This window comes from Bradyrhizobium sp. AUGA SZCCT0222 (assembly GCF_018130205.1).
Lineage (GTDB): Bacteria > Pseudomonadota > Alphaproteobacteria > Rhizobiales > Xanthobacteraceae > Bradyrhizobium.
Map to the genome: position 1 here is coordinate 116157 of NZ_JAFCLX010000007.1, position 23886 is coordinate 140042.

The window sequence follows — 23886 nt, forward strand, 5'->3', positions numbered from 1 at the left end:
GGAGACCAGCCATGGAAGACGTTGCGGCCCGGCGCGCGGCGCAATCGCTACTTGCGGCACACAAGGCCAATTTGCAGTTCACCTCGCTTGCTTCGCCGGACAAGCCCGCCACGATCTCGGACGCCTATGACATCCAGGATCGGTATGTCGCGCTGCTCCGCGGTGAACACGGCGAGGCCGTCGGTTATAAGGTCGGGCTAACGTCCGCAACGATGCAGAAGTTCTGCGGGATCGACCATCCGATCGCCGGTGTGGTGCTCGCAAGCCGCGTGCATCAATCCGGCGCCACCGTGCGCCGCGCGGATTTCGGGCGGCTCGGCCTCGAATTCGAGATCGCGGTTCGCATCAAATCCGACGTGCCGCTCACGGCTGCGCCGGTGACCGCCGAAATGATCGCGCCGCATGTCGGCGGCGTCAGCGCGGCCATCGAACTGGTGGATGACCGCAACGCCGATTACGGCAATCTCGATGTGCTTTCGCTGGTATCGGATAATTCCTGGAACGGCGGCATCGTCCTGTCGGAATTCGCGGCGAAATGGCCCGACCTGGAGCCGGTGATGGGACGTGCCACAAGGGATGACGTTGACATCGGCGAGGGCCATGGCCGCGACATCCTCGGTCATCCCTTCAACTCCGTCGCCTGGCTTGCCACGCAGCTCAATTCGCGGGGGGCGGGACTGAAAGCCGGCCAGGTGGTGATGACCGGCAGCGTCATGAAGACCGTGTTTCCGGATAGCGATGCCAGCTATCGTTTTGTCCTCGATGGGTTCGGCGTCGTCGACGTGCAGGTGCGGTAGCCAGCGTAGCCCGGATGAGCGAAAGCGACATCCGGGTCTTCTCTAACCCCCGCATGTCGCTGCGCTCATGCGGGCTACTTGCGACGGTCGGTCCCGGCAGCGGTAATGTCGTCGCGCGCGACGACCTGCTCGCTACGTCGTCGTGGCGCCAATTGCGGTCTGTGGCACTTGCGCGCCGCCCACTGATGCGGGCTTGGTCGCGGCGTTGCGCTGATGTCCTCCGAGACTGCGGCGATAGCGTTGCAGTGGCCGTTCAACAGCCAGGTAGCTGACCGTAGCCATGGCGATCGAAAAACCGAGGACGATCGGGCCAGTCAGGTACCAGGGAAACAATTCTCTGAAGTAGATGGCTGCCGGATAGTGCCACAGATACATGCCGTAAGAGATGACGCCGATGCCAACCAGCGGCGGTGCGGACAACACCAGACTGACCCTCGATTCTTTTTTCGAGGCCGAGATCAGCAAACCAAACGCGGCGATATGGGCAACATTGGTCATGATCACCAACGACCAGGGCGCGCGCCAAAAGCCGATCGAGAGGCAGACGGTGAGTGCTGCCCACGCGACGACGCCCGCGATATTGGCTGCTCTTTCCGAGATCAGGTCCTTGTGCCGGAGGGCTGTCGCCAGCAGCGCGCCACAAACCAGGCCGTCGATCCGCGTATCAAAGCGATAATACGTCGCGTCCCATCCCAGGGTTTTATATATGTAGATGCGCCATGCGCTGGCGAGCACGTAGAGGCCGAAGAGAACGACCACACGCCCGCGAGGCCCGATGCGCGCCAGCAGCAGAACTGCGAACGGCCAGATCAGATAAAAGTGCTCCTCGACCGAGAGCGACCATGTGTGAATCAGCACTTTCGGATTATGCCAGAAGGCCTGCGAATAGTCGGACAGATAAAATGCCACCAGCGCGGCGTCGCGCACATGCGACATGAGGTCGAGCTGCGGCCAGAGCAGGGGGGCAATCAGCAGATACGCCGCCAGCAACAGAAGCAGGGGCGGGGTGAGACGGAGCAACCGGCGCAGATAGAATCTCCGCAGGTCGATCCGTCCCGTCGCGTCGATTTCGTCCACGAGAAGCCGCGTAATCAGAAAGCCGCTCAGAACGAAAAACAGATCGACGCCAAAATAACCCTGGTCGAGTACAGTAACGTCGCAATGGTCTGCGATGACCAGGAGCACTGCGACCGCCCGCAATCCATCCAATGCTGGATTGTATGGAAACGGCAGTGCCAACAGAGCCCCCTTGCGCGGCGCAGCCGCGACGGTTGTTGTTATTGAACCGCCGCAGCCATGGGTTCTTTCCGGGACCCTGACAGTTCGATATAGGGGAAAATACTGAGGAAAGTTTACGCACTCCTTAATTTCACAACCTAAACTTGTTAACCTCTCAGGTTGGGTCCGTTATGTACTGCGCGCTACAGCGCTATGGCAGGCGGTAAATCCTGCGGTGATGTCGTCACGCGTGACGGTTGTCTTGTCCAGGAAAGGATGCCGCGGCACTTGCGAAAGCTTCTGTTAACTGAAACTCACGTGAACATTTGAAGCGCGCGAAAAGCCATGCGTCGGACCGCGACCGCCGTTCGCGCGCGCATCGGCATGCGCATTCAGTTTGCAAATCAGCTCACGTGTTGGGGCGATTACAATTTTCTCTTCGCGTTTTCTGGATCATTAACTACCGCTCGACGCCTTTGTAGCGGTTCGACGCGCCAACCCTTAGTTGGTGCCGATTGTTAGTTCTCCTCATGCGAGAGTTTCTTCATGCGCAGAGACGGCCAATATGCGGTTTGGTTCAAGACGTCGCGCGGCGAAGGCACCGGCATCGTGCACCTTGCAAATGGCATTATATCGGGCGGCGACAGCTTCTTCACCTATAGCGGCTCCTACCAGGTCGATAACGACCATTTCACCGCGGCGTTGACGACCACGCGGCATGCCGCTGGTCCGCCCACGCTGTTCGGCCTCGACGTGGTTGACGTAGAACTTGCGGGAAGATTCAAGGGCAGGCTGGCGTCGTGCTCGGGAACCGCCAAGCAGGCGCCAGGCCTGCCGTTCGAGGCCACGCTGATCCCGCGCGAAGAACAGTCGCCTGAACCCGATCGAAGCCGAGCAGGAAAATTGCCTGATGGCTTCGATGCCAGGCACCCGGTCCGCAATCGCGTTGTGCGTGGATTATCCAGGGGCTGATCGCCCGAGCAGAATTGGAATTATTTAAGGCGGCTTCCGGGCGCGCGCGGAATTGCGCGCCGCAGAAACGCGCCAATTGCGCATGAGAAGGACATGCCGCAGGGAATTGCACCCAGGGAGGTTTTGCCCATGTCTGAAGTGATCCCGTTCCCACCCAAGCCCCAGCCGAAGTCGATCGCGGACGAAACCGCTGAATTCCTGCAACTGCTGGAGCGGATCAGGTCTTCGTCGGATAAGGTCGAGACAGAGGAATTGCAGACAACAGAGGAATAGGCGGACGGGGCCCTCGTGATATGCGGGGGCCCTTTTTTTGCGTGGCAGCCCCGGGAAGATTGAGCTGCCAGGCCGCGCGAATACGCGTCACGGTCAGCGCTGCGCCGGTTTCATCACCCTCGGCAAGCGGAGCCCCCTTCCCATTGAATCGGAACAGGGCTCCAGATTCTTGATTTGACGCTTTTTCTTGGAGCGAACCGGTATCCACTTCGCTGGAAAACGCTCTAATATCGCCGAATCAGGGGGACAGATGAATTTTTCGAAAGCGCATTTCATTGGCATTGCCGGAAAGGGCATGAGCGCAACCGCGCTGCTGCTCCGGCAGATGGGCGTACAGATCAGCGGCTCCGACGAAGGCTTTTACCCGCCGGTCAGCGACTATCTCAGGAACGAGAAGATCCCGTTTGCCGCGGGATACCGGAAAGAGAACATTCCTGACGATGCCGATGTCATCGTGATCGGCAAGAACGCAAAGCTCCAGCCTGACAGCAATGAAGAAGTTCGCGCGGCGATGGACAGCGGAAAGCTGGTGCGATCGTTTGCGGATTTGCTGCACGACATGACCGTCAATTCCGAGACGATCGTAGCCGCAGGAAGCTACGGCAAATCAACCTGCTCTGCGCTGCTGGCGTGGTGCCTGAAGGTCTCGAACAGGGACCCGAGCTATTTTATCGGTGAGATCACCAATGGGTTCGAGCGCCACGCGCACCGCGGGCAGGGCCCGACGTTCGTTCTCGAAGGCGACGAATACCCGGCCTCGAACTGGGACAACAGATCGAAATTCCTTCGCTACAACGCTAAAAACGTCCTGCTCACCTCGGCGACCCACGACCACATCAACGTCTTTCCGACGCACGCGGATTATCTGGCCCCGTATCAAAGCCTGCTTGGCTCGCTGCCTTCAGACGGACTTCTGGTGGTCTGCAGCAGCGAGCCTCACGCGCGCGCCCTGGCCGGAAGCCTCGCCTGTCCCACGGTTTTTTATGCCTTGGACGACAAGGCGCATTGGCATGCCGCCAACATCGAGCGTGGCGCGGAAACCGGTTTCGACCTGATGCGCGGCAGCGAAAGGATCATTCGGCTCTCGACCCGGATGCTCGGCGATCACAACATCGAAAATATCGTCGGCGTCAGCGCGACGCTGCTGGAGAAGAAGCTGCTGTCGCCCGAGGAGCTGAAGGCCGGCATAAGCACGTTCCTGGGCGTCAAGCGCCGCATGGAATTGCTCTCGCCCGCATCGAAGGTGCCGGTCTACGAAGGTTTTGGATCGTCCTACGAAAAGGCCAGAAGCGCTATTCTCGCCACAAAACTCCATTTCCCCGATCGTCGGCTGATCATCGTGTTCGAGCCGCATACGTTCACCTGGCGAAACCGGGCGGCGATATCAGCCTATGACGACGCATTTGCCGGAGCGTCCAGGATTTTCATCTATCAGCCGGCTTCGCAGGGCGCCGGCACCCATGCCCAATTGACCCAGGATGAAATCGTCGCCCGCGTCAGGGCGGCGAACTACGATGCCGAGGCGATAAGCGACCCGGACGAGGCATTGGCGAGATTGGACGACATGTTGCGGCCGGATGATGTTGTCCTGTTGCTGACGTCAGGCGAGCTTGGCGGGCTGATACGAACCATTCCGCAGCTCGTTGAGGCGAAATATCCGAGCTAAGGCGCCACGGTTTGATGGTGCCAAACGGTTCTTGCCATTCGGCCTGCAAGTCATCGAATTGCAACAGCTTTTGTCTAATCCACGCGCAGCACCAAATCCTGAAAAATGCGCTCAGCGGGGACAATCGATGATGAAGCCTTCCTTCGTGGTTGCAATTGCCGCCGCCATTGCGGCAACCGCGGCCAGCCCGGCAGCGGCCGGCAAAGCGACCCTGAATCTCGTGCTTGTGCTCGACGGCTTGCGGCCCGATTCCATTACCGAGCAGGAAACACCCAATCTTTGGCGGCTGCGCGAGGAGGGCGTGAATTTTCCAAACGGTCACGCGGTATTTCCGACCGTGACCCGTGCCAACGCGGCGGCGATCGGGACCGGCGTCTATCCCGACCGCAACGGCATTTTCGGCAATAGACTCTATGTCCGGCAGGTCGATCCGAACCGGGCATTCAACAATGATAATCACAAGAACCTGCTCCACCTCGATGCCGTCACCGGTGAGCGCATGGTGCTGACCAAGACCTTGGGTGAAATTCTCGCCGAGCGCGGCAAGACCCTTGCCGTCGTCAGTTCGGGCTCGACCGGGAGCGCGCTTTTGGTCAACCCGCGCGCGCCAAAGGGCGTCGGCGTGCTCGTGAATGCCGATTGGGAGCCGGGCGTGCGGGTGGCATTCCCCGACAATGCGAACGAGGCAATCCTGCGCCGCTTTCCGGCCGCGCCGAAAAAGGGCGGTGCCAAGGATCCGTATCTCGATCAGGTCAGCTGGACCGGGCAGGTGCTGCGCGACTACGTGCTGCCCGAGCTCAAGCCCGACGTGATCGTCAACTGGCTCACCGAGCCGGACCACGTCCAGCACGCGGCCGGCGCAGGCTCCACGGAGGCCCGCGCCGCCATCCGTCACGACGACCGCGAGGTCGGCCTCGTGCTCGACCGGTTGCGCGAACTCGGGCTGATCGACAAGACCAATATCATCGTCGTTTCCGACCATGGCTTTGGTCACGGCATCTTCGGCGTCAATGTCGCTGATGAACTGATCAAGGCCGGGCTCAAGCTCGGTCCTGACAGCGATGACGTCGTCCTGGCCAGCAGCGGACAGACCATGTCGCTGCATGTCCGCGATCGAAATCCGGAGCGGATCGGCGCCATTGTTTCCTTCCTGCAGCGGCAGCAATGGGTCGGCGTGCTTTTCACCGCGGGTAAACCCGGCGGCTCGGGCGTGCCGGTGGAGGGGCAGATGCCCGGCACCTTCGCGCTCGAACTGGTTCATCTCGCCAACAGCGAACGCGGTCCCGACATCGTGTTCACCTTTCCCTGGAGTTCGGCCAAGAGCCCCTCGGGCGTGAGCGGATCCGACTACACCGAGGCGGCCACCACGGGGCCGCTCACCGGCACCGCCGGCAACCACGGCAGCATGAGCCCATGGACCGTCCGCAACACGTTCCTGGCCTGGGGCGCCGATTTCAAGCGTGGCGTGACCGTGCGCACGCCCTCGAGCAATGTCGACCTTGCGCCGACCTTGCTGGCACTGATGAATCTCGACAGCGAGGTCGACCTCAGCCGCTTTGATGGACGGCCGCTGCGCGAGGCCTTCACTGGCGGCCCCGACGAGGAGCAGGTGCCGATCCAGGTCAAAACCTATTTCGTCAAAACCGATGACGACAGCTATCGCGCCGCGTTGCAGCTCACTGAACTCGACCGCCAGCGCTACATCGACAAGAGCTGGCGCATGCGCTGAGCGGGCACCGGCGCGCATTCCGGGCGGGTCGCACTGGCGCCCGCCCGATGCTACGCTTCCTGCATCCGGGGAGGAAAACAACCATGCAAAAAGTTCTGGTCGAGAACAATGCCGACGGCACCACGCTGGTCACGATCAACCGGCCGGAGCGCCGCAACGCCATCTGCGCCGAGACGGCGTTGTTGCTGCAGAAAGCCTTTCAGGAATTCGAGCGCTCGCCGACGCAGAAGGCCGCGGTATTGACCGGCGCCGGCAATGAGGCGTTTTCCGGCGGCGCCGACACCGGCAATTTTCCCGAACTGTGGCGCTGCATTCCGACCGTCGGGTTTGAGACGACAAAGCCGATCATATCGGCGGTGGGCGGCTGGTGCGTCGGCGGCGCGCTGGTGCTGTCGATGATGTGTGATCTCACGGTCGCGGCCGAGAACGCCAAATTCTCCTACCCCGAAGCGCGGATGGGATTTACCGGCGGCATGATCGCGGGATTGGCGGCGCGCATCCCGCACAAGATCGCGATGGAGATGATGCTGCTGTGCCGGATCGTCGAGGTGCAGCGCGCCTGGAATATCGGCCTCGTCAACGAGGTGGTGCCGGTCGGGCAGCAGGTCGAGGTCGCGCTGAAGATGGCGCGCGAGATGACCGAGTTCTCGCCGCTGGTGCTGAAAACCCTGAAGCGCTTCGTCACCGAGGGCGTCCTGCCGCACGGACCCTCCGAACAATCCGGCCGCGCCCAGCGCCAGCTTCATGAAGTCAAGGAAAGCGAAGACGCCGTCGAGGCCGCCGCCGCGGTCAAGGAAAAGCGCCGCGCGGTTTATAAGGGAAGGTAGTGTTTCTGTTGCTTCGTAGGGTGGGTTAGGCGAAGCCGTAACCCACCATCTTCGTGGTCACGTCGGCGGTGGGTTTCGCTTCGCTCTACCCACCCTACGGACTGTTCTCAATCCGGCTTCAACCCGCCGGCCTGTACCACCTTGGCCCATTTCTCGGTCTCTTCCGCGATCAACTTGCCGAAATCGGCCGGCGTGCCCGGCAGCGGTTCGCCGCCGATCGCGGCGAGGCGGGCTTTCATGCGGGCGTCGGCGATGGCCGCGTTGATTTCCCTGTTGAGCTTGCCGATGATGTCAGCCGGCGTCCTGGCGGGCGCGCACATGCCATACCATTGGCTGGTCTCGTAGCCCGGCACGAAATCGCCGACCGGCGGCAGCTCCGGCGCCACTTCCGCCCGCGCCGCCGTGGTCACCGCCAGCGCGCGCAGTCTGCCGCTCGCGATGTAATCCGTCGTGCCCGGCGCCGTTGCGAACAGCACCTGCACCTCGCCGCCCAGGAGATCGGTCAGCGCCGGGCCCTGGCCGCGATAGGGCACGTGCACCATGTTGACGCCGGTCATCATCTTGAAAAGCTCGCCCGCCATATGCGGCGCGCTGCCATTGCCCGCGGAGGCCATGTTGACCTTGCCCGGATTGGCCTTGGCATAGGCGATCAATTCAGGGACGGTTTTGACCGGCATCGTTGGATGCAACAGGATGATCATCGGCACGCGGATGATGCCGGCGACCGGGGCGATGTCGCGGATGAAATTGAACTTCAGATTATTGTAGAGCGCGGCGTTGACCGCGTTCGGCACGGTGGCGAGCAGCAGCGTGTAGCCGTCGGGCGCGGCGCCGACCACGGCCTCGGTGCCGATATTGCCGCCGGCGCCGGTGCGGTTTTCGACCACGAAGGATTGCCAGAGCCGCTCGTTGAGCCACTGGCCGATCAGCCGCGCCGTGATGTCGACGCCGCCGCCGGCGGCAAAACCGGCAACGATGCGCACCGGCCGGGACGGGTAATCCTCCGCCACGGCGGAATGTGGAAACGCCGGCGCGGCGAGGCCGGCGGCCGTGAGCTGCAGGAATTGTCGGCGTTGAATTTGACGGTGAATTGTCATGGGCGTGCCCCCCGGGAACGCCAATGCTAGCTCAATTTACAGGGCCGGCCTAATCTTCGCGACCCGAAGTCGTGGACCTTGCGTTTGAGGACTCACGGCTTGAGGACACCAGCGCCGAGGTGGCGAACTTTTCGGCTTCGGCTTCGCGAAGCTCCTTGCGAATTCTTCTCGCATCCCGCAGCGTCCGCTGGATGTTCTTGTCGGCGGACCCGTCGTCAAAGAACAGCATCGTTTCGCAGCTGATGCACTGCCGGGAGTAGCCGCTCTGCAGCCGTCGCGCCTTTTCGCGAAAACACGATTTGCAGCGGTGGCAGCGGATTTGAACCGAATCGTCCATCGTCAGGTCCCTGGGCCGCGGGCCGCCGTTACCCGTCTTGTTTGGAAGGTCGATTACCGGGCAACTGTACCGGAGCTTCCTTAAGAGATCGTCCTCCCATCCAGTGGCCATTTAGCTTTCGGCAATGCGATTCCAGGCCAATCCCTTAAGCTTATGATTAATCGCCCCGAAATTTCGTCTCGCCAAACGAAAAGGCCCGCCTGAGAGCGGGCCTTTGCAGTTCTTGCGCGGCCGCCGTGGCTACATCGCGATGCCGTAATAGTCGTTGACCGTGCGTACGCGCGCAGGGTCGGACCAGTTCCAGGCGTTGTCATTGCCGTATCTCGGCGCGCCTTGCAGCTGCGTCTCGGTAATGCCGGTGCGATAGCCGCCGAGATTGGTGTCGTATTTCAGCGACTGCCAGGGCAGTGGATAATGGTCGTCACCGATCCCGAGAAAGCCGCCAAAGCTCAACACGGCATACGAGACCTTGCCGCTCGTCTTGTCGATCATCACGCGTTCGATCGACCCGATCTTGGTGTCGTCGGCGCCGTACACGGCGGTTCCTTCCACCTTGTCGCTGCCGATCAGGGAACCGGTCTCTCTTGCTTCCGTAACCATGGTTGCTCCTCCATTGTTTGAGAACGAGCAACCGGCGGAATCACGAATTGTTCCTGCGAAGATTCGACGCGCCGCGGTCATGGCAACGCGGCCGAGTGGCAATCGTAGCCCGGATGAGGCAAGCGACATATCCGGGATCTTGGATCTACCCGCATATCGCTCCGCTCATGCGGGCTACATTCGCCTCTCTACATTCGCCTCACGCCACGCGGTGCAGCGCGCAGAGCTTGTTGCCGTCAGGGTCGCGCAGATAGGCGATGTAGAGTTTCACCCCGCTGCCTTCGCGGATGCCGGGCGGATCCTCGCAGGTCTTGCCGCCATGGGCGAGGCCTGCCGCATGAAACGCGTCGGCCTGTTCGGGGGAATTGGCGGTGAAGCCGATGGTGCCGCCATTGGCGTGGCATGCTTCCTTGCCGTCGATCGGCTTCGATACCGAGAAGGTGCCGGTTTTGCTGCGGTAGAAGATGCGGTGGCGGTCGACCCGCCCGGGCGGAATGTCGAGCGTGCCCAGCAAGGCGTCATAAAACACCTTGGCCTTTTCCAGATCGTTGGTCCCGATCATGACGTGCGAAAACATGTTGTCTTTCTCCCCGAAGTTGCGCCGAGCGGCCGGCGACGTTTGCCGTGTTTTTGTGGGGCCGAACGTAACAGCGCAGGCGGGAATAGGGAAGTGATTGACGTCGGGCCCATCGGGCGACGTGAGGTGAGGCTGCGTTCGGCCGTTGCTTACGCGGTTGCCGGGCCGGCATTCAGCAGCTGGGAAACCGCCGTCACGAGTTGCGCCGGCGCGAACGGCTTTTGCAACAGCACGCTGTTGGGCACGCCCCGCGATGACCATTCATCCGCGGCCAAGCCCGTCATGTAGATGACCGGACAATGCGGGTCGACCTCCCTGACCTGTCGCGCCACGTCCCAGCCGCTCATCGTGCCCTTCAGGCTGACATCGGTGACGAGCGCCCGGTAGCTCTTGACCCGGCCCCTGACCAGGGTCAGCGCCTCTTCGCCCGACGACAGAATGTCGGTTGCAAAACCGCCGTCGATCAGCGCGGCTTCGACGACGCCCTGCAACTGGTACTCGTCTTCGACGACGAGAATGAATGGATATTCCGACAACGCTGACCTCTGGCTTGGTCGACCATACTGGGTGCGCGGCGCGCGGGCTCCTGCGCCGTTCAACCAACCGAAGCCCTGTTCAGGCCAGAACGTTGGCAAGATGATGACCTGGCGCGCGAAGGGCACTGGTTCATGAAATCGTGAACGATGATCGCCTTCCAGCGCATGTCCGTTTTTGCGCGATTTACGCCATTTCGGCTCGGTCATGCGCGCAGTAGCTTGCGCGCCAAATCGCAATGGATGTCAGAGCCAAGCAACCATGAACTGGCGACTTGTAAAATGGATCGGCCTGGGCGCCCCGGCACTGTTCGCAATCATCTTTGCGGGCTGGATTTTCACGCTGCCTCCGGCGGCCTCGTTTGCGGCTGCGCCGCAGATCGCGAAAGAGGAGGCTGAGGCCACGATTGCCGCGCTGAAGCCGCCGAAGCGCCAGCGTCCGCTGATCGCGATCATCGGCATCAATGATGCCACCGAGACCACGGACTATCTGATGCCCTATGGCATTTTGCGGCGCGCCGATGTGGCCGATGTGGTGACGCTGGCAACCAATCCGGGGCCGATGTCGCTATTCCCGGTGCTGAAGGTGGAGCCGCAGGCGACCATCGCTGATTTCGACGCGCAGCATCCTGATGGAGCCGACTATGTCATCGTCCCCGCCATGAGCCGTGACGACGATCCGTCCGCGCTGCAATGGATCCGGAGCCAGGCGGCCAAGGGAGCGATCGTTATCGGCGTCTGTGCCGGGGCAAAAGTCGTCGGCGACGCCGGATTGCTCCACGGCAAACGGGCGACGACGCACTGGTATTCGCTGCAGGAGTTGCAGGGCAAGCATCCGTCGATCCGCTATGTCGCGAACCGGCGGCTGGTGGTCGACGGCGCCGTTGCGACGACGACCGGGATCTCAGCGTCGATGCCGATGTCGCTGACCCTGATCGAGGCCATCGCCGGCCGCGCCAAGGCCGAAGCCGTCGGCCGCGACATCGGCCTTGCCGACTGGGACGCGCGTCACGACAGCAACGCCTTTCAGTTCACGCGCCCGTTCGCGCTGACGGCGATGCGCAACGTCATGGCCTTCTGGAATCGCGAGCATCTCGGCATCGAGCTTTCGCCCGGTGTTGACGAAGTGTCGCTGGCCCTCGTCGCGGACGCCTGGTCGCGCACCTACCGCTCACGCGCAGTGATTTTTGCCGCTAGCGCCGGCGCGCTAGCGACCCGCAACGGCATTAGCATTGTGCCCGATGAGGTCGCCGCCACCTGGCCGGCGGAGCGGCGGCTGCCTGATATCGGCGTTTCGCCGCCGGCGAAGGCGCTGGACCAGACGCTTGCCGCAATCGAGGCGCGCTACGGCATGCCGACCGCCGACTTTGTCGCGATGCAGCTGGAATATCCGAGGCATGGTGCGCGCGTTGAGATGGGCAGAGCGGCCGCGCCGTCGTTGGGGCAGAATCGCTTACCTTAGGCCGGGGAGTCGACTCGAATCCGCCGATGGGGCAGTCTGCAAGGCATACTTGCAGCCATTGCGCGCACAAACGGGAGCTTCCATGAGCGCTATCAATCGCATTTCTTACGGACTATCGGCCGTTGCCGCTTGCTTCTTCACCTTCGCCGCGCCCGCCGGCGCACAACAATTGGCGACCAACGGGATCGGCGTCGCGTCTTGCGAAAAGTTGGCCAAGGACATGAAGCCGGAAGAGGGCTTTAACAATGTGACCAACTCCCTGATATTCTATTGGGTGCAGGGTTACATGAGCGCCGCCAACATCGCGTTGCTCGAGGGCGACAGCCAGTATGTCGATCTCTATTTGATGAACGAAAAGAAGATCCTCCCGCTGATCTACGAATTCTGCCAGAAGAACCCGGGCAAGAAGCCGATCAGTGTCATCGATCAACTGATCGAGGATTCCGACAAGGTCGAAGGCAAGTGGAAGAGCGGCACCGTCCCCTGGGCCGCGGACGACGACTAGAGTTCCTCCGCCCTACGAGGGAATGTTGCTTCCGGTTTGCCGATTTGCGCCGCCAGGAGGGGCTGCAGCCGTAGCGCGTTGGCAGCCACATGCTTGCGGTACATGTCGATAACCTCAGCGGAGCTTCCCCCAGCCAACAGAACGGACCCCGCCTGAAACAAGGCATCGACCTTCTCTTGGACCATCAGATGACTTTCGGCCGCCCCTTCGGCCCCGCCCTGGGCTATCTTCCACAATCTCCTGTCGATAACGGTGCCTGCTTCAACGGCAAGCATCATGGCGGAATACCAGGGGAAGAAAAACATGTCCGTTAAAGGCCTATATGTTCGACCGCGAACTGCGTCGATGACTGATCTCTCATCGCTGAGTGTAGATGCTCGGCAAAGAAGCGGCCCGCCGGGGCGGGCCGCCTTGATGCTTTGCTTAGCGAAGTCCGCCGCCGTAGAGCTGCCGCTCCTTGCGGACTTCCTCGGCGCCGTAGGGCTTGCTGGCGGGATCGAACGACTTCCACCCGGTCTTCTGCCAGGCGGCGCTGCGGTCGCGCAGGTTGACGGCAGATTCGTTCAATGCCGCCTCAAAGCGGGAACGATCCGCATCGGCAACGCGTGCTGACACCAGCGTGCCGCCTCGGCGAATGCCCTCGGCGTAGGAGTGAGCATCGGCTTCCGAAACGCCGGCTTGCGTGAGCGCGCCGACGATACCGCCGGTCGCGGCACCTGCGGCCGCGCCAACCGCCGTTGCGGCCAGCCAACCGGCCGCAACAACGGGCCCCAGTCCGGGGATCGCCAGCAAGCCTAGTCCGGCCAGCAGGCCGGCTGCGCCGCCGACGCCGGCACCGATGCCCGCACCCGCGCCGGCACCTTCGGCGCGGTCGTCGGTGCCATCGTGGTCGCGATCCACCTTCTTGTCGGTGTTGAACCAGCCGTCGGAATTATTGGCGACCAGACTGATGTCCGCGTGCGGCACGCCGGCGGTTTCAAGGCGCTGGACGGCTTGCCGAGCGTCAGCGTGATTGTCGTAGAGGCGAGAGATTGTGACGGTCATTTTCTATTGTTCCTTACTTGGCAGTATTGACGTTGCCTTGAAAATCGACGCTCACCGGAGTAGCGGACCCGCTCTTGCTGGCCTTGCCGCGCCACACACCATTGTCGTCCTTCTTGAGTTCGGTGACGTTGGTGTAGCCGGCATCCTCGATTTTCGACTTGGCTTGTCCTTCGGTGAAACTGTTGCGACCCGCGACAGGAGCGTTGGAGTTGTTTTGTCCGGCGCTGTTGACCGCGTTGTTGTTTGGTCCGGACTGCGCCGGCGGATTTTGCGCCGAGGCCGCGGTGGCCGCCAGCAATCCGATACAAACGAAAAGAAGTGAGCGTTTCATAATTTTCTCCAGAGTTTCAGGAGCGGGCCTAATCTCCCGTTATGTCTTTGGTTCCTCGCATCGCGACGTCATGCGTCTTTCGTTCGGCGCCAACAGGCCGGTCAGTATGATCGTTGGCGGGCTTTTGGGGCGGTGAGTGCTGCCGCTGTGCGAAAGGACAAATCCTCTCAGACGACAATCGAAGCCATCTGACGGCTGGCATGGAACCCGGCAGGAACTGGCACGTTACAGGCGCGGTGATTCAGTGATTCAACGAAGGAGACGACCATGTCCCGCGGGATGCCATCGATGACAGCGCTATTGGGCTTGCTCGCTTTGGCGGGCTACCAGAACAGGGACAAGATCGCCGAGATGCTGAAAGGCGCGACCGGCAACGCGCAGCCGGGCGCCGGCAACCAGCAAAATCCTCTGGGCGGCTTGCTCGGTAATCTCGGCGGAGCTCTCGGCGGCGGCGGTGTCGGCGGACTGCTGGGCGGCGGGCTGGGTGAGTTGCTCGAACGCTTCAAGGAGAACGGCCAGGGGGATGCTGCCGAGTCCTGGGTCGGCAAGGGACCGAACAAGGAGCTTCCTGCCCCGCAACTGAAACAGGCCATCGGCGCGGATGTGCTGGCCGCACTCGAACAGCAAACCGGCCTGTCGCAGGAAGAACTGCTGGCAAGGCTGTCGCGAGAACTGCCAAACGCCGTTGATCAATATACGCCCGACGGGCGCCTTCCGAGCTGACGCTCACAAACCGAGGATTTTGATATGGGCATTATCTGGACGATCATTATTGGTTTCGTGGCCGGCGTGATAGCGAAGTTCATCATGCCCGGAGACAACGAGCCCTCGGGGTTCATCCTCACGACGATACTCGGCATCATCGGGGCGTTCGTTGCGACGTTTCTCGGCCAGGCACTCGGCTGGTATCGCCCCGGCGAGGGCGCCGGCCTGATCGGCGCGGTCGTCGGCGCGATCGTGGTCTTGCTCATCTACAGCATGGTTGCAGGTCGTCGACGCGCGGTCTGAGCGGCGCAAAGCGAGCGAGTAGCCCGCATGAGCGATATGCGGGAAAGACGAGACCCGGATATCGCGCTGCTCATCCGGGCTACGGACTCCTTCCGTCATTCCCCGATGCGCAATTGCGCATCTGAGGGCGCGCGTAGCGCGAGCCCGGAATCCATCATGCTGCATGCGCTGTCGCTCAATGGATTCCGGGCTCTCGCTTCGCGAGCCCCGGAATGACGGCGAGGTGCGACAAAACGACCCGACGGGCAAATCAGTTCTGTTTTTCGGAATTTATGTCAAGTCCAAAATTTCCGAAAATCAAAAATATTTCTCTTTCCTTCGACCCAAATCACCGGCACATTCTCACTCATCCCGTCCCACTCAGAGGGGCGTCGGCCGTCGTCACGACGAGGGGCGGGTTGCGGTGGACGCTGAGGTTGCGATTGACGGTCGCGGCTGATGCGTACGGTGAAAGCGTGTGGTCCTGGCGCCCGTAACGGCGTCAAGCCTTTCGGGAGCTAACGCTTCCGAGGGGCGACGGTGGCAACAGAGGCCGTCTCACCGGGGAGAGCGCGTCATAAGTCGTAAAGCCATTGCGCAGGGAATGTCGGATGCTCTCCGCTGCCCTGTATGCTCGTGTGCAGCCTACTTAGCACAATCCGCACACGAGACCGCGGGTGCAGCGCGCATCCGGCATTCCCTGCGCCCTCTGATTTCATGAGGGCGAGAAGTTTCCAGCAAAGCTCGGGCGCATCAAGCCGCGAGATCGCGAAGGCATGTTTGCGATGCCCCATCCACGTCGTCCCGGGCTTGACCTCAGATGCGCAATTGCGCATCGGGGGACCCATACGCCGCGGCCCATCGGTGAAAGCTCTGGCGTTAGCGACCTTCTACAAACAACAACTGCCGCGGCGTATGGGTCCCGGCGTTCGCCGGGACGACGATGAGCGTTTGGCGCAAACTACCTCAAATCCCCGCCGGCTCCTTCACGTGCTCGATCGCGGCCAGCGGCGCGCCGGCGATCATCGCCTCGAAGCCGCGCAGACGCTTATAGACCGAGATCAGATCGACGATCGTGCTCCAGGAGTTGATGAGGTATTGGAACGAGCCTCTCACCTCGCGGAATGCGCTGAGGATCTGGTTCAGCGGACCCAGCGTAAGCTTGCCGGCGATGATCGAAGGCGCGAGCAGGATGTAGGGGAAGACTTGGTCGGTCTGCAGGTAAACGATGCGGCCGACATCGAAGTATACGTAGTTCAGATAGAGTCGGAAATAATTCCGTCTGACGTTGGTGAACAGTTCTTTGAGCGTCGGAGGATCGGCGCGTTCCGCATTGTCTTCGCCGAGCACGAGTTCCTTGCGGTAGGCCGCTTCGACCCGCTGGTTGAAGAACTCAATGCCGGGCAGCTTGATGCCGATCAATGCCAGCAGGCCAGTTCCGAAGATCGACCACACGATTGCGGCGGTCACCAGCGGATAGGGAATCGCCCCGACCAAAGGCAGTTCGGAGATATTGCTGGAGAGTCTGTTCAACACGGGCAGGAAGGCGATCAAGGTCAGTATCGCGCTGATGAAATTGACACCGAGGCCTTCGCTGATCTGCGCAAACCGCATGGTGTCTTCCTGCACGCGCTGGGAGGCGCCTTCGATGGTGCGCAGCCGCGGCCAGTTGGCAACGTAGAAATCGTTCATCGCAGTCCGCCAGCGGAAGATGTAGTGCTTGACGAAGAAGCGGGTCAGCACGCCGACGATGACTGCGACCAGCGCGATGCCGGCGAAAGTCGCCAGGTGACCGAAGAATTCTTCAAATGTCACGACCCTCGTTCTCGCAAGCGCTGCCTGGATCATGTCGTAGAACGGCCCATACCAGGCATTGATAGCGACGCTGACCAGGACCTGGAAATAGGTAGCAAACAGGATCAGGGCGGATCCCGGAATCGACCACCATGTCCAGGGATGCGGCGCGAACCACATCCAGAATGCGGTGAAGATGCCGACGAACACCGCGAAATAAAGGTCGAACCACAGCGAGCGCGCCGACCAGAAGTTCGCAACGCCAACGACCCCCGGTCCCGGAGACCCGTAGAGTTCGCTGGCGAAACTGTACCACAGCGTCATTGCCAGCGCGGCCCACAGGATCGCGGAGATAAAGAACAGCTTCGGGCGGGGGAAGAATGAAACGAACATTCGGTTATCTCTCAGGTCAGAGGATTTGTGGCTCTGGGGGCCCCGTCATTCCGGGGCGATGCGAAGCATCGAACCCGGAATCTCGAGATTCCGGGTCTGGTGCTAGCGCACCATCCCGGAATGACAGCCCCAAATTTCACGCACTCAGAAACTTTCAACACTCACAACTCTCTCGCATTGCTGAACGCAAACGACGACACGCGCCGCGTGTTCTCATCCAGGATCAGCGTGCGCGTGATCGGCGGCTCGGCGCGCTGGCTGCAGTTTTCGCGCTCGCAGAGCCGGCAGTTGACCCCGATCGGCGTACCCTCGGTTTTCTCCAGGTCCATGCCGGCGGCATAAACCAGTTTTGCGGCATGGCGGATTTCGCACCCCAAACCGATCGCAAAGCGCGGCTGCGGCTGCGGGTGCGGCGCCACCGGCCGGCGCACCATCTGCGCGATCGAGAAGTAACGGGTGCCATCTGGCAATTCGATGACCTGCTTGAGCAGCCGGTCCGGCGTGTCGAAGGTCGAATGCACGTTCCACAGCGGGCAGGTGCCGCCGAACTTCGAGAACGGAAACGTGCCGGAGGAAAACCGCTTGGAAACATTGCCGGCATTGTCGACGCGCAGCAGGAAGAACGGCACACCGCGCGCGTTCGGCCGCTGCAGCGTGGTCAGGCGATGGCAGACCTGCTCGAAACCGGCATTGAAGCGCTGCGCCAGCACGTGAACGTCGTAGTTCAGCGCCTCGGCCGCGGAATGAAACGCCTGATAGGGCATCATGGTGGCGGCGGCGAAATAATTCGCCAGCGTAATCCGGTAGAGCCTTCGCGGCGTGTCGTCGAGCGGGCCGGCGCGGTTGACGATGGTATCGATGCTGGCGCTGCATTCGGCCAGCCCGATCTGCAGCGCGAGCTGGAAGGCCCGGCCGGGGCCGTCGACCAGTTCGGAGACCAGCAGCTGCCGGCGATGGCGGTCGAACCGCCGCAGCGTCTCGCGCATCACGTCGACAGGCATGATGCGGGTCACGATCGAATGCTTTTCGCGCAATCGCGCGGCGAGGGCCGCAAACAATTCCTCGGACGGCACGCCCAGTTCGTCGCGCAGGCTTTCCGCGGCCTGTTCGAGTTCAGGGAAGTAATTGCGGTTGGCCTCGATCAGGTCGCGCACCCGTTCGATCGGATTGGCCTCGAATCGGGTTCCCTCGTCCCGGTCGGCCATTTGCGCCGCCACCAGCGTTTCGCCGCGGCGGGCCTCGGTATAGGCGGCGTACAGCCGTTGCAGGGAATGAGTCACACCGGGGCACAATTCAGCGAGATCGCGCAGTTCCTGTTTTGGCAGGTCGATTTGCCGGAACAGCGGATCGGAAAATATCTCGTTCAGTTCGGCGAAAAAACGATCCTCGTCGGCGGTCGCCAGATCGCGCAAATCAAGGTCATAGGTCTCCGCCAGCCGGAGCAGCAGCTGCGCGGTCACCGGGCGCTGGTTGCGCTCTATCAGGTTGATATAGCTCGGAGAAATCTCCAGGCCCTCGGCCATCTGGGTCTGCGACAGGCCGAGCTGCTGGCGGATCCGGCGAAACCGCGGACCGACAAACAGCTTCTTTCCGGACTCGCTCGCCATGTCAGCCTTTCTGACGGATTTTGTGACAAAATTAACAAAATGACATCTGTGACAAGTATAGATGTTACATGACATCACCATTCAAAATCAAGCTATCTATACGAAATCGGGATTTTGGCGTTTAGCTCACGGTACGTTTTGCAATGCACTGTCATGAATGTCGATTACGGCAAAGAGTGATGAATGCCGCAAATTAGTCGTCACCGAAAGGATTAAGCAAATGAACTATCAGCCACGTGGCATCGACCAGGCGATCAAGGGACCCGCTTCCTACGCGAGCGAGCTTGGCGCTGCCAAGGCGCTGCTCGAGACCCAGCCGACCTGGAACGGTGTCACCGCCGAAGCCGTGGCGCGCATGCGTCTGCAGAACCGCTTCAGGACCGGCCTGGACATCGCCCGGTACACCGCGGCGCTGATGCGCAGCGATATGGCTGCCTATGACGCCGATCCGACCAAGTACACCCAGTCGCTGGGTTGCTGGCATGGCTTCATCGCGCAGCAGAAGCTGATCTCGGTGAAGAAGCATTTCGGCGGCAAGACCGATCGCCGCTATCTCTATCTCTCCGGCTGGATGATCGCCGCGCTGCGCTCCGAGTTCGGACCGCTTCCCGACCAGTCGATGCACGAAAAGACTTCGGTGCCGGCGCTGATCGAAGAGCTCTACACCTTCCTTCGTCAGGCGGACTCCCGTGAGCTCAATGATATCTTCCGCGCCATCGACGCCGCCCGCAAGGCAGGCGACAAGGCGAAGGAAAAGGAACTGATCGAAAAGGTCGACAACTTCCAGACCCATGTCGTGCCTGTGATCGCGGACATCGACGCCGGTTTCGGCAATGCGGAGGCGACCTACCTGCTCGCAAAGAAGATGATTGAGGCAGGTGCGTGCGCGCTGCAGATCGAAAATCAGGTCTCGGACGAAAAGCAGTGCGGCCACCAGGACGGCAAGGTGACTGTGCCGCACGAGGTGTTCCTGGCGAAAATTCGTGCCTGCCGCCATGCCTTCCTCGAGCTCGGCGTCGAAGACGGCATCGTCGTGACCCGCACCGACTCGCTGGGTGCCGGTCTCACGCAGCAGATCGCCGTCAGCCACAAGCCTGGCGACATCGGCGATCAGTACAACAGCTTCCTGGATTGCGAGGAAATCACGGCCGACAATGCCCGGAACGGCGATGTCATCATCAACCGCAACGGCAAGATGATGCGTCCGAAGCGGCTTGCCAGCAACCTCTATCAGTTCCGTGCCGGCACGGGCGAAGATCGCTGCGTGCTCGACAGCATCACCTCGCTGCAGAACGGCGCCGACCTGTTGTGGATCGAGACCGAGAAGCCGCATATCGAGCAGATCGCCAAGATGGTCGACCGCATTCGCGAAGTCGTTCCGAACGCGAAGCTGGCCTACAACAACTCGCCGTCGTTCAACTGGACGCTCAACTTCCGTTGGCAGGTCTACGACGCGATGAAGGAAGCCGGCAAGGATGTCAGCAAGTACAACCGCGCCGAACTGATGAAGCCGGAATACGACGATACGCCGCTGGGCATTGAAGCCGACGAGCGCATCCGCACCTTCCAGGCCGATTCAGCCAAGCGCGCCGGCATCTTCCATCATCTGATCACGTTGCCGACCTATCACACGGCAGCTCTGTCGACTGACAATCTCGCGAGGGAGTATTTCGGCGAGCAGGGCATGCTGGGCTATGTGAAGAATGTTCAGCGCCAGGAGATCCGTCAGGGTATCGCCTGCGCCAAGCATCAGAACATGGCCGGCTCCGATATCGGTGACGAGCACAAGGAATATTTCGCCGGGGAAGCCGCTCTGAAGGCGGGCGGCGCCCACAACACGATGAACCAGTTCGGCTAACGGTAACAAGCAGGAGACTAGTCATGACGAAGAGCAATTTCTGGGTGATTGGCGGCGAGTTCGGCTCGATGAACTTCCACAAGCTCGTGGAAGGCTCGGCCCAGGTACAGGGACCTTTCAAGACCCGCAAAGAGGCAGAGGATGCCTGGCGCACGGTCTCGGAAGAGAACCGTCACAAGGCCGGCGTGCGCTTTTCGATCGTCGAAGAGCCCTCCCGCGTCTCGGCCTGAGCGGCTGCTGCCGATAGACTAGAAGAAACGTCCAAGGAAAACGTAGCTGGGACGGCCCCATCCGGATCTCCGGGTGGGGCCGTCGGCCGTTTTCAACCGAAACAAGGCTTTTCAACCAAAACCTAAGTCATTGGGAACAAACGAGCTTTGCGCAAAACATGGTTACTGCTAGGTTAACCCCCGCCAACCCTTCAGGACAAAGGCGGGCCGCAAGATGTCAGACGTTCAGAGTACCGCCATCACCGAACCGCAACCGACGCGGCTGCGCGACGCGCTGCGCAAGGCGCGGATCGAGGCCGCCGACCGCACCGGCGTCGTGGTCGAACTGCGCGATGCCGAAGTCGCGCGGCTCGAGATTATGAACGAGGCGCTCGATCCCTTGTTCGCGCAGGTCCCCGAAAAGGTCGATCTGTTCGACCGCGGCGTCAGCCAGGGCGAGACCCCGCGGCTGTGGATCGACGTGGTCGCGCATATCCTGATGGGACGCGACAAGCGCATCTACCGCTTCGTGCAGGACACCCGCTTCGGCCGCATCGTGCTCGCCGAATCCCACGACGTGCCCGTCATCGTCGATGCCGTCACCGACTATGTCGCGCGCCGCATGATCGAGCGCGAGCATGCGATGGTGGCGACCCCGATGGTCGAGCCACCAGCCGAAGAGCCGCCGAAGCGCCGTGGTGGCCTCGGGATGTTCGTGTTCGGCTTCCTGCTCGGCGCCGCCGCCCTGTTCGGCGTCGCGCTGTTCGCGAGCCTGCGAAACCTCTAGCGCGGAGCCTGAAGGGGACCTCGTGCCAGCCATCATCATCGGCAACGCCATCGTGGCGGTGATCGTCCTGGTCATCGCCGCGAGCCTGTACGGCAAATGGCTGACGTTGAGGCGTGCCGAATATATCCGCACCTTCCGCTGGCCGCGCGGGCTGCTGCAGCGGCTGGAGCAGCATCACCCGGGCTTCCAGCGCAAGGACAGCGCGTTGGTCTCGCGGGGCCTGCGGCAGTTTTTCCTCGCCTATCTCATGAGCGGCAAGCGCTACGTCTCGATGCCCTCGCAAGTCGCGGACGATCTGTGGCACGAGTTTATCCTCTACACGCGCGAGTATGATGCGTTTTGCCGCCGCGCGTTCGGCGGTTTCCTGCATCACACCCCGGCGGTGGTGCTGAGCGAGCATCGCAAGAGCAACGAGGGCCTGCGGCGGGTCTGGTGGTACTGCTGCAAGTACGAGAGTATCGATCCTGTCAGGCCGAGCCGGCTGCCGCTGTTATTTGCGCTCGACAGCAAGTTCAAGATCCCCAACGGCTTTGTCTATCATCCCGACTGCGAGGAGTTGCGCAAGAACGGCAGCGGCACCGCATACTGCGGTGGTGATTTCGCGGACTCGTCGGTCGATGGCTCGTCGTCCGGCTTCGGCGATGGCGACGGCGGCCACGGTAGCGGCGATGCCGGGGGTAGCGATGGGGGTGGTGGCGGAGACGGCGGCGGCGGCGGCGGTTGCGGCGGTGGTGGTGGTGGGGACTAGTCCTGCTTGAACCGGTTACGACAACCTGACTTGCGCCAACTGCCGGATGACCTTGTCATCGCCAAAGCCGCGCACGGTCTGCACGCAGCGCCAGTGGTCGCCGTCGCGCTCGATGGAAAACAGATTATAGGCCGCAGCGGGATAGTGCCGGTGCGCCAGCGCCGATGCCGAAGGCACGCCGATCGCGGGAATCTGGCGGTCAGTGCCTTCGATCCACATGGTCGAATGGATGTGGTCGTGCCCGTGCAGCACCAGTTCCACGCCATGGCGCTTCAAGAGCGCGCGCAACTGCCGCGAATCCGTCAGCCGCTTGATGCGGGAATCCGAATGCAGGGGGTGATGGACCAGCAGCACCCGGAATGCCTGTTCGGACGACAATTGCGCCAGAATTTTATCCAACTCGTCGAGTTGGGCCCGCCCGAGCCTGCCGGTCGCCATCAGCGGCAGCGTCGGCACTGCCGAGGATACGCCGATCAGCGCCAGCGGGCCGCGCCGGCGCACGAACGGAAACGTCGCGCTGTTGGGGCCGGCATCGCCGCGCAGATAGTCGCCGAACGTTCCGGCGAAACGATGCCTGGTGGCGCGCACATAGGCGTCGTGATTGCCGGGAATCACCGTGACTTCCTGCGGCGCGCCGACGCTTTCAAGCCAGGCCTGCGCCGGCGAGAACTCGGCTTCCAGCGCGAGATTGACCAGATCGCCGGTGACCGCGATATGGTCAGGCTGCTGGACCTGCATGTCGGCGACCAATGCGTCGAGCACCTCGCGGCGGTGGTATTTGTGGCGGTTGCGGGTCCAGTTGAGATAGCCGAGCGCGCGCTTGCCCGCGAGATCGCGCAGCCGAGCCGCCGGCAGCGGCGGCAGGTGCGGATCGGACAAATGCGCCAGCGTGAATGCGGCCATCAACAACCTCGTCAGGAATCCTTGCCAGAATCCCTGCAATGTATTGGCAAGCCGGCGGTATCTGCGCAAGGATCAAACATCATGTCCGCCATTTGAGGTATTTGTGACCGCTCCGCAGAATCTTCGCAAACGCTTCGAGCCGCAGCTGCGGCGGGTAATGCATCTCTATTGGCGGATCGCCCGCGGCATGACGCTCGGGGTCCGCGGCGTCGTGCTCGACGGCAGCAACAGGGTGTTTCTGGTCAAACACAGCTATATCTCCGGCTGGCATCTGCCGGGCGGCGGGGTCGAGGTCGGCGAGACGTTCCTCGAAGCATTGCGGCGCGAACTCATGGAGGAGGGGCGGATCGAACTCACCGACGAGCCGGCGTTGCATGGTCTGTTTTTCAACGTCCACGTATCGCCCCGCGACCATGTCGCGGTCTATGTCGTCAGGCAATTCCGGCAGGACCGCTTGCCGGAGCCCAACCGCGAAATCGTGGAATGCGGGTTTTACGATGCGGCTGCGCTGCCGGCGGACACCACCCGAGGTACGCGCCTTCGGATCGCCGAGGTGTTGGATTTCAAGGCACGGACCGCGACCTGGCGCTGATTTTTGCGCACGCGCTCGGTTGCGTGCCGCCATCACAGCC

Annotated in this window: 26 protein-coding genes; 15 read left to right on the forward strand and 11 right to left on the reverse strand. The window is 61.8% G+C overall.

Translation table 11 applies throughout. The features are described 5' to 3' along the window. The first annotated feature begins 11 nt into the window (after positions 1-11). The gene (locus JQ629_RS08475; RefSeq protein WP_212412270.1) at positions 12-797 is read left to right on the forward strand and encodes a 2-keto-4-pentenoate hydratase; all 786 of its coding nucleotides are present in this window, start codon (positions 12-14) and stop codon (positions 795-797) included. Between the two features lie 132 nt (positions 798-929). Here JQ629_RS08475 and JQ629_RS08480 read toward each other — a convergent pair whose 3' ends face one another. Beyond that, a complete protein-coding gene (locus tag JQ629_RS08480) occupies positions 930-2036 on the reverse strand; it encodes an acyltransferase family protein (protein ID WP_212412271.1) in 1107 nt (368 codons plus the stop codon). Between the two features lie 525 nt (positions 2037-2561). Between JQ629_RS08480 and JQ629_RS08485 the strand changes: the two genes are divergently transcribed. The 5 genes from JQ629_RS08485 (at position 2562) to JQ629_RS08505 (ending at position 7482) form a co-directional block, all read left to right on the forward strand. Further along, positions 2562-2987: a hypothetical protein gene (locus JQ629_RS08485; RefSeq protein WP_212412272.1), complete on the forward strand. Its 426-nt coding sequence runs from the start codon at positions 2562-2564 to the stop codon at positions 2985-2987. A 129-nt stretch (positions 2988-3116) separates the two neighbouring features. Further along, the gene (locus JQ629_RS08490) at positions 3117-3260 is read left to right on the forward strand and encodes a hypothetical protein (protein WP_212262579.1); all 144 of its coding nucleotides are present in this window, start codon (positions 3117-3119) and stop codon (positions 3258-3260) included. 250 nt (positions 3261-3510) lie between these two features. Next, positions 3511-4926, forward strand: a complete 1416-nt coding sequence (locus JQ629_RS08495) for a UDP-N-acetylmuramate--L-alanine ligase (RefSeq protein WP_212412273.1) — start codon at positions 3511-3513, stop codon at positions 4924-4926. Between the two features lie 127 nt (positions 4927-5053). Next, the gene (locus JQ629_RS08500) at positions 5054-6655 is read left to right on the forward strand and encodes an alkaline phosphatase family protein (RefSeq protein WP_212412274.1); all 1602 of its coding nucleotides are present in this window, start codon (positions 5054-5056) and stop codon (positions 6653-6655) included. An 83-nt stretch (positions 6656-6738) separates the two neighbouring features. Continuing rightward, on the forward strand, positions 6739-7482 hold the full coding sequence (locus JQ629_RS08505) for an enoyl-CoA hydratase/isomerase family protein (RefSeq protein ID WP_212412275.1): 744 nt from the start codon (positions 6739-6741) through the stop codon (positions 7480-7482). 107 nt (positions 7483-7589) lie between these two features. Here the strand turns inward: JQ629_RS08505 and JQ629_RS08510 are convergent, their stop codons facing one another. The 4 genes from JQ629_RS08510 to JQ629_RS08525 all read right to left on the reverse strand — a co-directional run bounded on the left by JQ629_RS08510 (position 7590) and on the right by JQ629_RS08525 (position 10836). Next, entirely contained in the window at positions 7590-8579 is a 990-nt protein-coding gene (locus tag JQ629_RS08510; RefSeq protein WP_212412276.1) for a Bug family tripartite tricarboxylate transporter substrate binding protein, read from the reverse strand. A 577-nt stretch (positions 8580-9156) separates the two neighbouring features. Beyond that, positions 9157-9516 carry a PRC-barrel domain-containing protein gene (locus JQ629_RS08515; RefSeq protein WP_212262565.1) on the reverse strand — a complete coding sequence of 120 codons (360 nt, stop codon included), beginning with the start codon at positions 9514-9516 and terminating at the stop codon, positions 9157-9159. A gap of 199 nt (positions 9517-9715) precedes the next feature. Next, positions 9716-10093 carry a VOC family protein gene (locus tag JQ629_RS08520; RefSeq protein ID WP_192738521.1) on the reverse strand — a complete coding sequence of 126 codons (378 nt, stop codon included), beginning with the start codon at positions 10091-10093 and terminating at the stop codon, positions 9716-9718. A 149-nt stretch (positions 10094-10242) separates the two neighbouring features. Further along, a complete protein-coding gene (locus JQ629_RS08525; protein WP_212412277.1) occupies positions 10243-10836 on the reverse strand; it encodes a response regulator in 594 nt (197 codons plus the stop codon). Between the two features lie 52 nt (positions 10837-10888). Here JQ629_RS08525 and JQ629_RS08530 point away from each other — a divergent pair, with 52 nt between their 5' ends. Both JQ629_RS08530 and JQ629_RS08535 read left to right on the forward strand, forming a co-directional pair. Then, positions 10889-12088, forward strand: coding sequence for a DJ-1/PfpI family protein (locus JQ629_RS08530; RefSeq protein ID WP_212412278.1), 1200 nt, complete (start codon positions 10889-10891; stop codon positions 12086-12088). A gap of 82 nt (positions 12089-12170) precedes the next feature. Next, positions 12171-12593 carry a hypothetical protein gene (locus JQ629_RS08535; protein WP_212412279.1) on the forward strand — a complete coding sequence of 141 codons (423 nt, stop codon included), beginning with the start codon at positions 12171-12173 and terminating at the stop codon, positions 12591-12593. Here the strand turns inward: JQ629_RS08535 and JQ629_RS08540 are convergent. From JQ629_RS08540 to JQ629_RS08550, 3 genes are all read right to left on the reverse strand, one after another. Beyond that, positions 12590-12898 carry a hypothetical protein gene (locus JQ629_RS08540; protein WP_249134893.1) on the reverse strand — a complete coding sequence of 103 codons (309 nt, stop codon included), beginning with the start codon at positions 12896-12898 and terminating at the stop codon, positions 12590-12592. The genes JQ629_RS08535 and JQ629_RS08540 overlap by 4 nt on opposite strands. 118 nt (positions 12899-13016) lie before the next feature. Then, positions 13017-13637, reverse strand: a complete 621-nt coding sequence (locus JQ629_RS08545; RefSeq protein WP_212412280.1) for a hypothetical protein — start codon at positions 13635-13637, stop codon at positions 13017-13019. Positions 13638-13650: 13 nt separating this feature from the next. Then, a complete protein-coding gene (locus JQ629_RS08550) occupies positions 13651-13968 on the reverse strand; it encodes a hypothetical protein (RefSeq protein WP_212412281.1) in 318 nt (105 codons plus the stop codon). 267 nt (positions 13969-14235) lie between these two features. Here JQ629_RS08550 and JQ629_RS08555 point away from each other — a divergent pair, with 267 nt between their 5' ends. Further along, the gene (locus JQ629_RS08555; RefSeq protein WP_212412282.1) at positions 14236-14691 is read left to right on the forward strand and encodes a YidB family protein; all 456 of its coding nucleotides are present in this window, start codon (positions 14236-14238) and stop codon (positions 14689-14691) included. Between the two features lie 24 nt (positions 14692-14715). Beyond that, the gene (locus JQ629_RS08560) at positions 14716-14976 is read left to right on the forward strand and encodes a GlsB/YeaQ/YmgE family stress response membrane protein (RefSeq protein WP_212412283.1); all 261 of its coding nucleotides are present in this window, start codon (positions 14716-14718) and stop codon (positions 14974-14976) included. Positions 14977-15921: 945 nt separating this feature from the next. On the opposite strand, the gene sbmA is transcribed toward JQ629_RS08560, so the two are convergent. Further along, entirely contained in the window at positions 15922-17142 is a 1221-nt protein-coding gene (sbmA, locus tag JQ629_RS08565) for a peptide antibiotic transporter SbmA (protein ID WP_212412284.1), read from the reverse strand. A 161-nt stretch (positions 17143-17303) separates the two neighbouring features. Then, a complete protein-coding gene (locus tag JQ629_RS08570; protein ID WP_212387595.1) occupies positions 17304-18749 on the reverse strand; it encodes a helix-turn-helix domain-containing protein in 1446 nt (481 codons plus the stop codon). Positions 18750-18969: 220 nt separating this feature from the next. Between JQ629_RS08570 and JQ629_RS08575 the strand changes: the two genes are divergently transcribed. The 4 genes from JQ629_RS08575 to JQ629_RS08590 all read left to right on the forward strand — a co-directional run bounded on the left by JQ629_RS08575 (position 18970) and on the right by JQ629_RS08590 (position 22351). Then, positions 18970-20607, forward strand: coding sequence for an isocitrate lyase (locus tag JQ629_RS08575; RefSeq protein WP_212412285.1), 1638 nt, complete (start codon positions 18970-18972; stop codon positions 20605-20607). Positions 20608-20630: 23 nt separating this feature from the next. Continuing rightward, a complete protein-coding gene (locus tag JQ629_RS08580; protein WP_138834393.1) occupies positions 20631-20837 on the forward strand; it encodes a DUF4170 domain-containing protein in 207 nt (68 codons plus the stop codon). A gap of 214 nt (positions 20838-21051) precedes the next feature. Further along, on the forward strand, positions 21052-21603 hold the full coding sequence (locus tag JQ629_RS08585; RefSeq protein WP_212412286.1) for a hypothetical protein: 552 nt from the start codon (positions 21052-21054) through the stop codon (positions 21601-21603). Between the two features lie 22 nt (positions 21604-21625). Continuing rightward, positions 21626-22351 carry a glycine-rich domain-containing protein gene (locus tag JQ629_RS08590; protein ID WP_212412287.1) on the forward strand — a complete coding sequence of 242 codons (726 nt, stop codon included), beginning with the start codon at positions 21626-21628 and terminating at the stop codon, positions 22349-22351. 15 nt (positions 22352-22366) lie between these two features. Here JQ629_RS08590 and JQ629_RS08595 read toward each other — a convergent pair whose 3' ends face one another. Further along, positions 22367-23254 (reverse strand): metallophosphoesterase family protein, encoded by an 888-nt coding sequence (locus JQ629_RS08595; RefSeq protein ID WP_212412288.1) that lies wholly within the window; start codon positions 23252-23254, stop codon positions 22367-22369. Positions 23255-23357: 103 nt separating this feature from the next. Between JQ629_RS08595 and JQ629_RS08600 the strand changes: the two genes are divergently transcribed. Next, positions 23358-23846, forward strand: coding sequence for an NUDIX domain-containing protein (locus JQ629_RS08600; protein WP_349631231.1), 489 nt, complete (start codon positions 23358-23360; stop codon positions 23844-23846). Positions 23847-23886 lie beyond the last annotated feature (40 nt).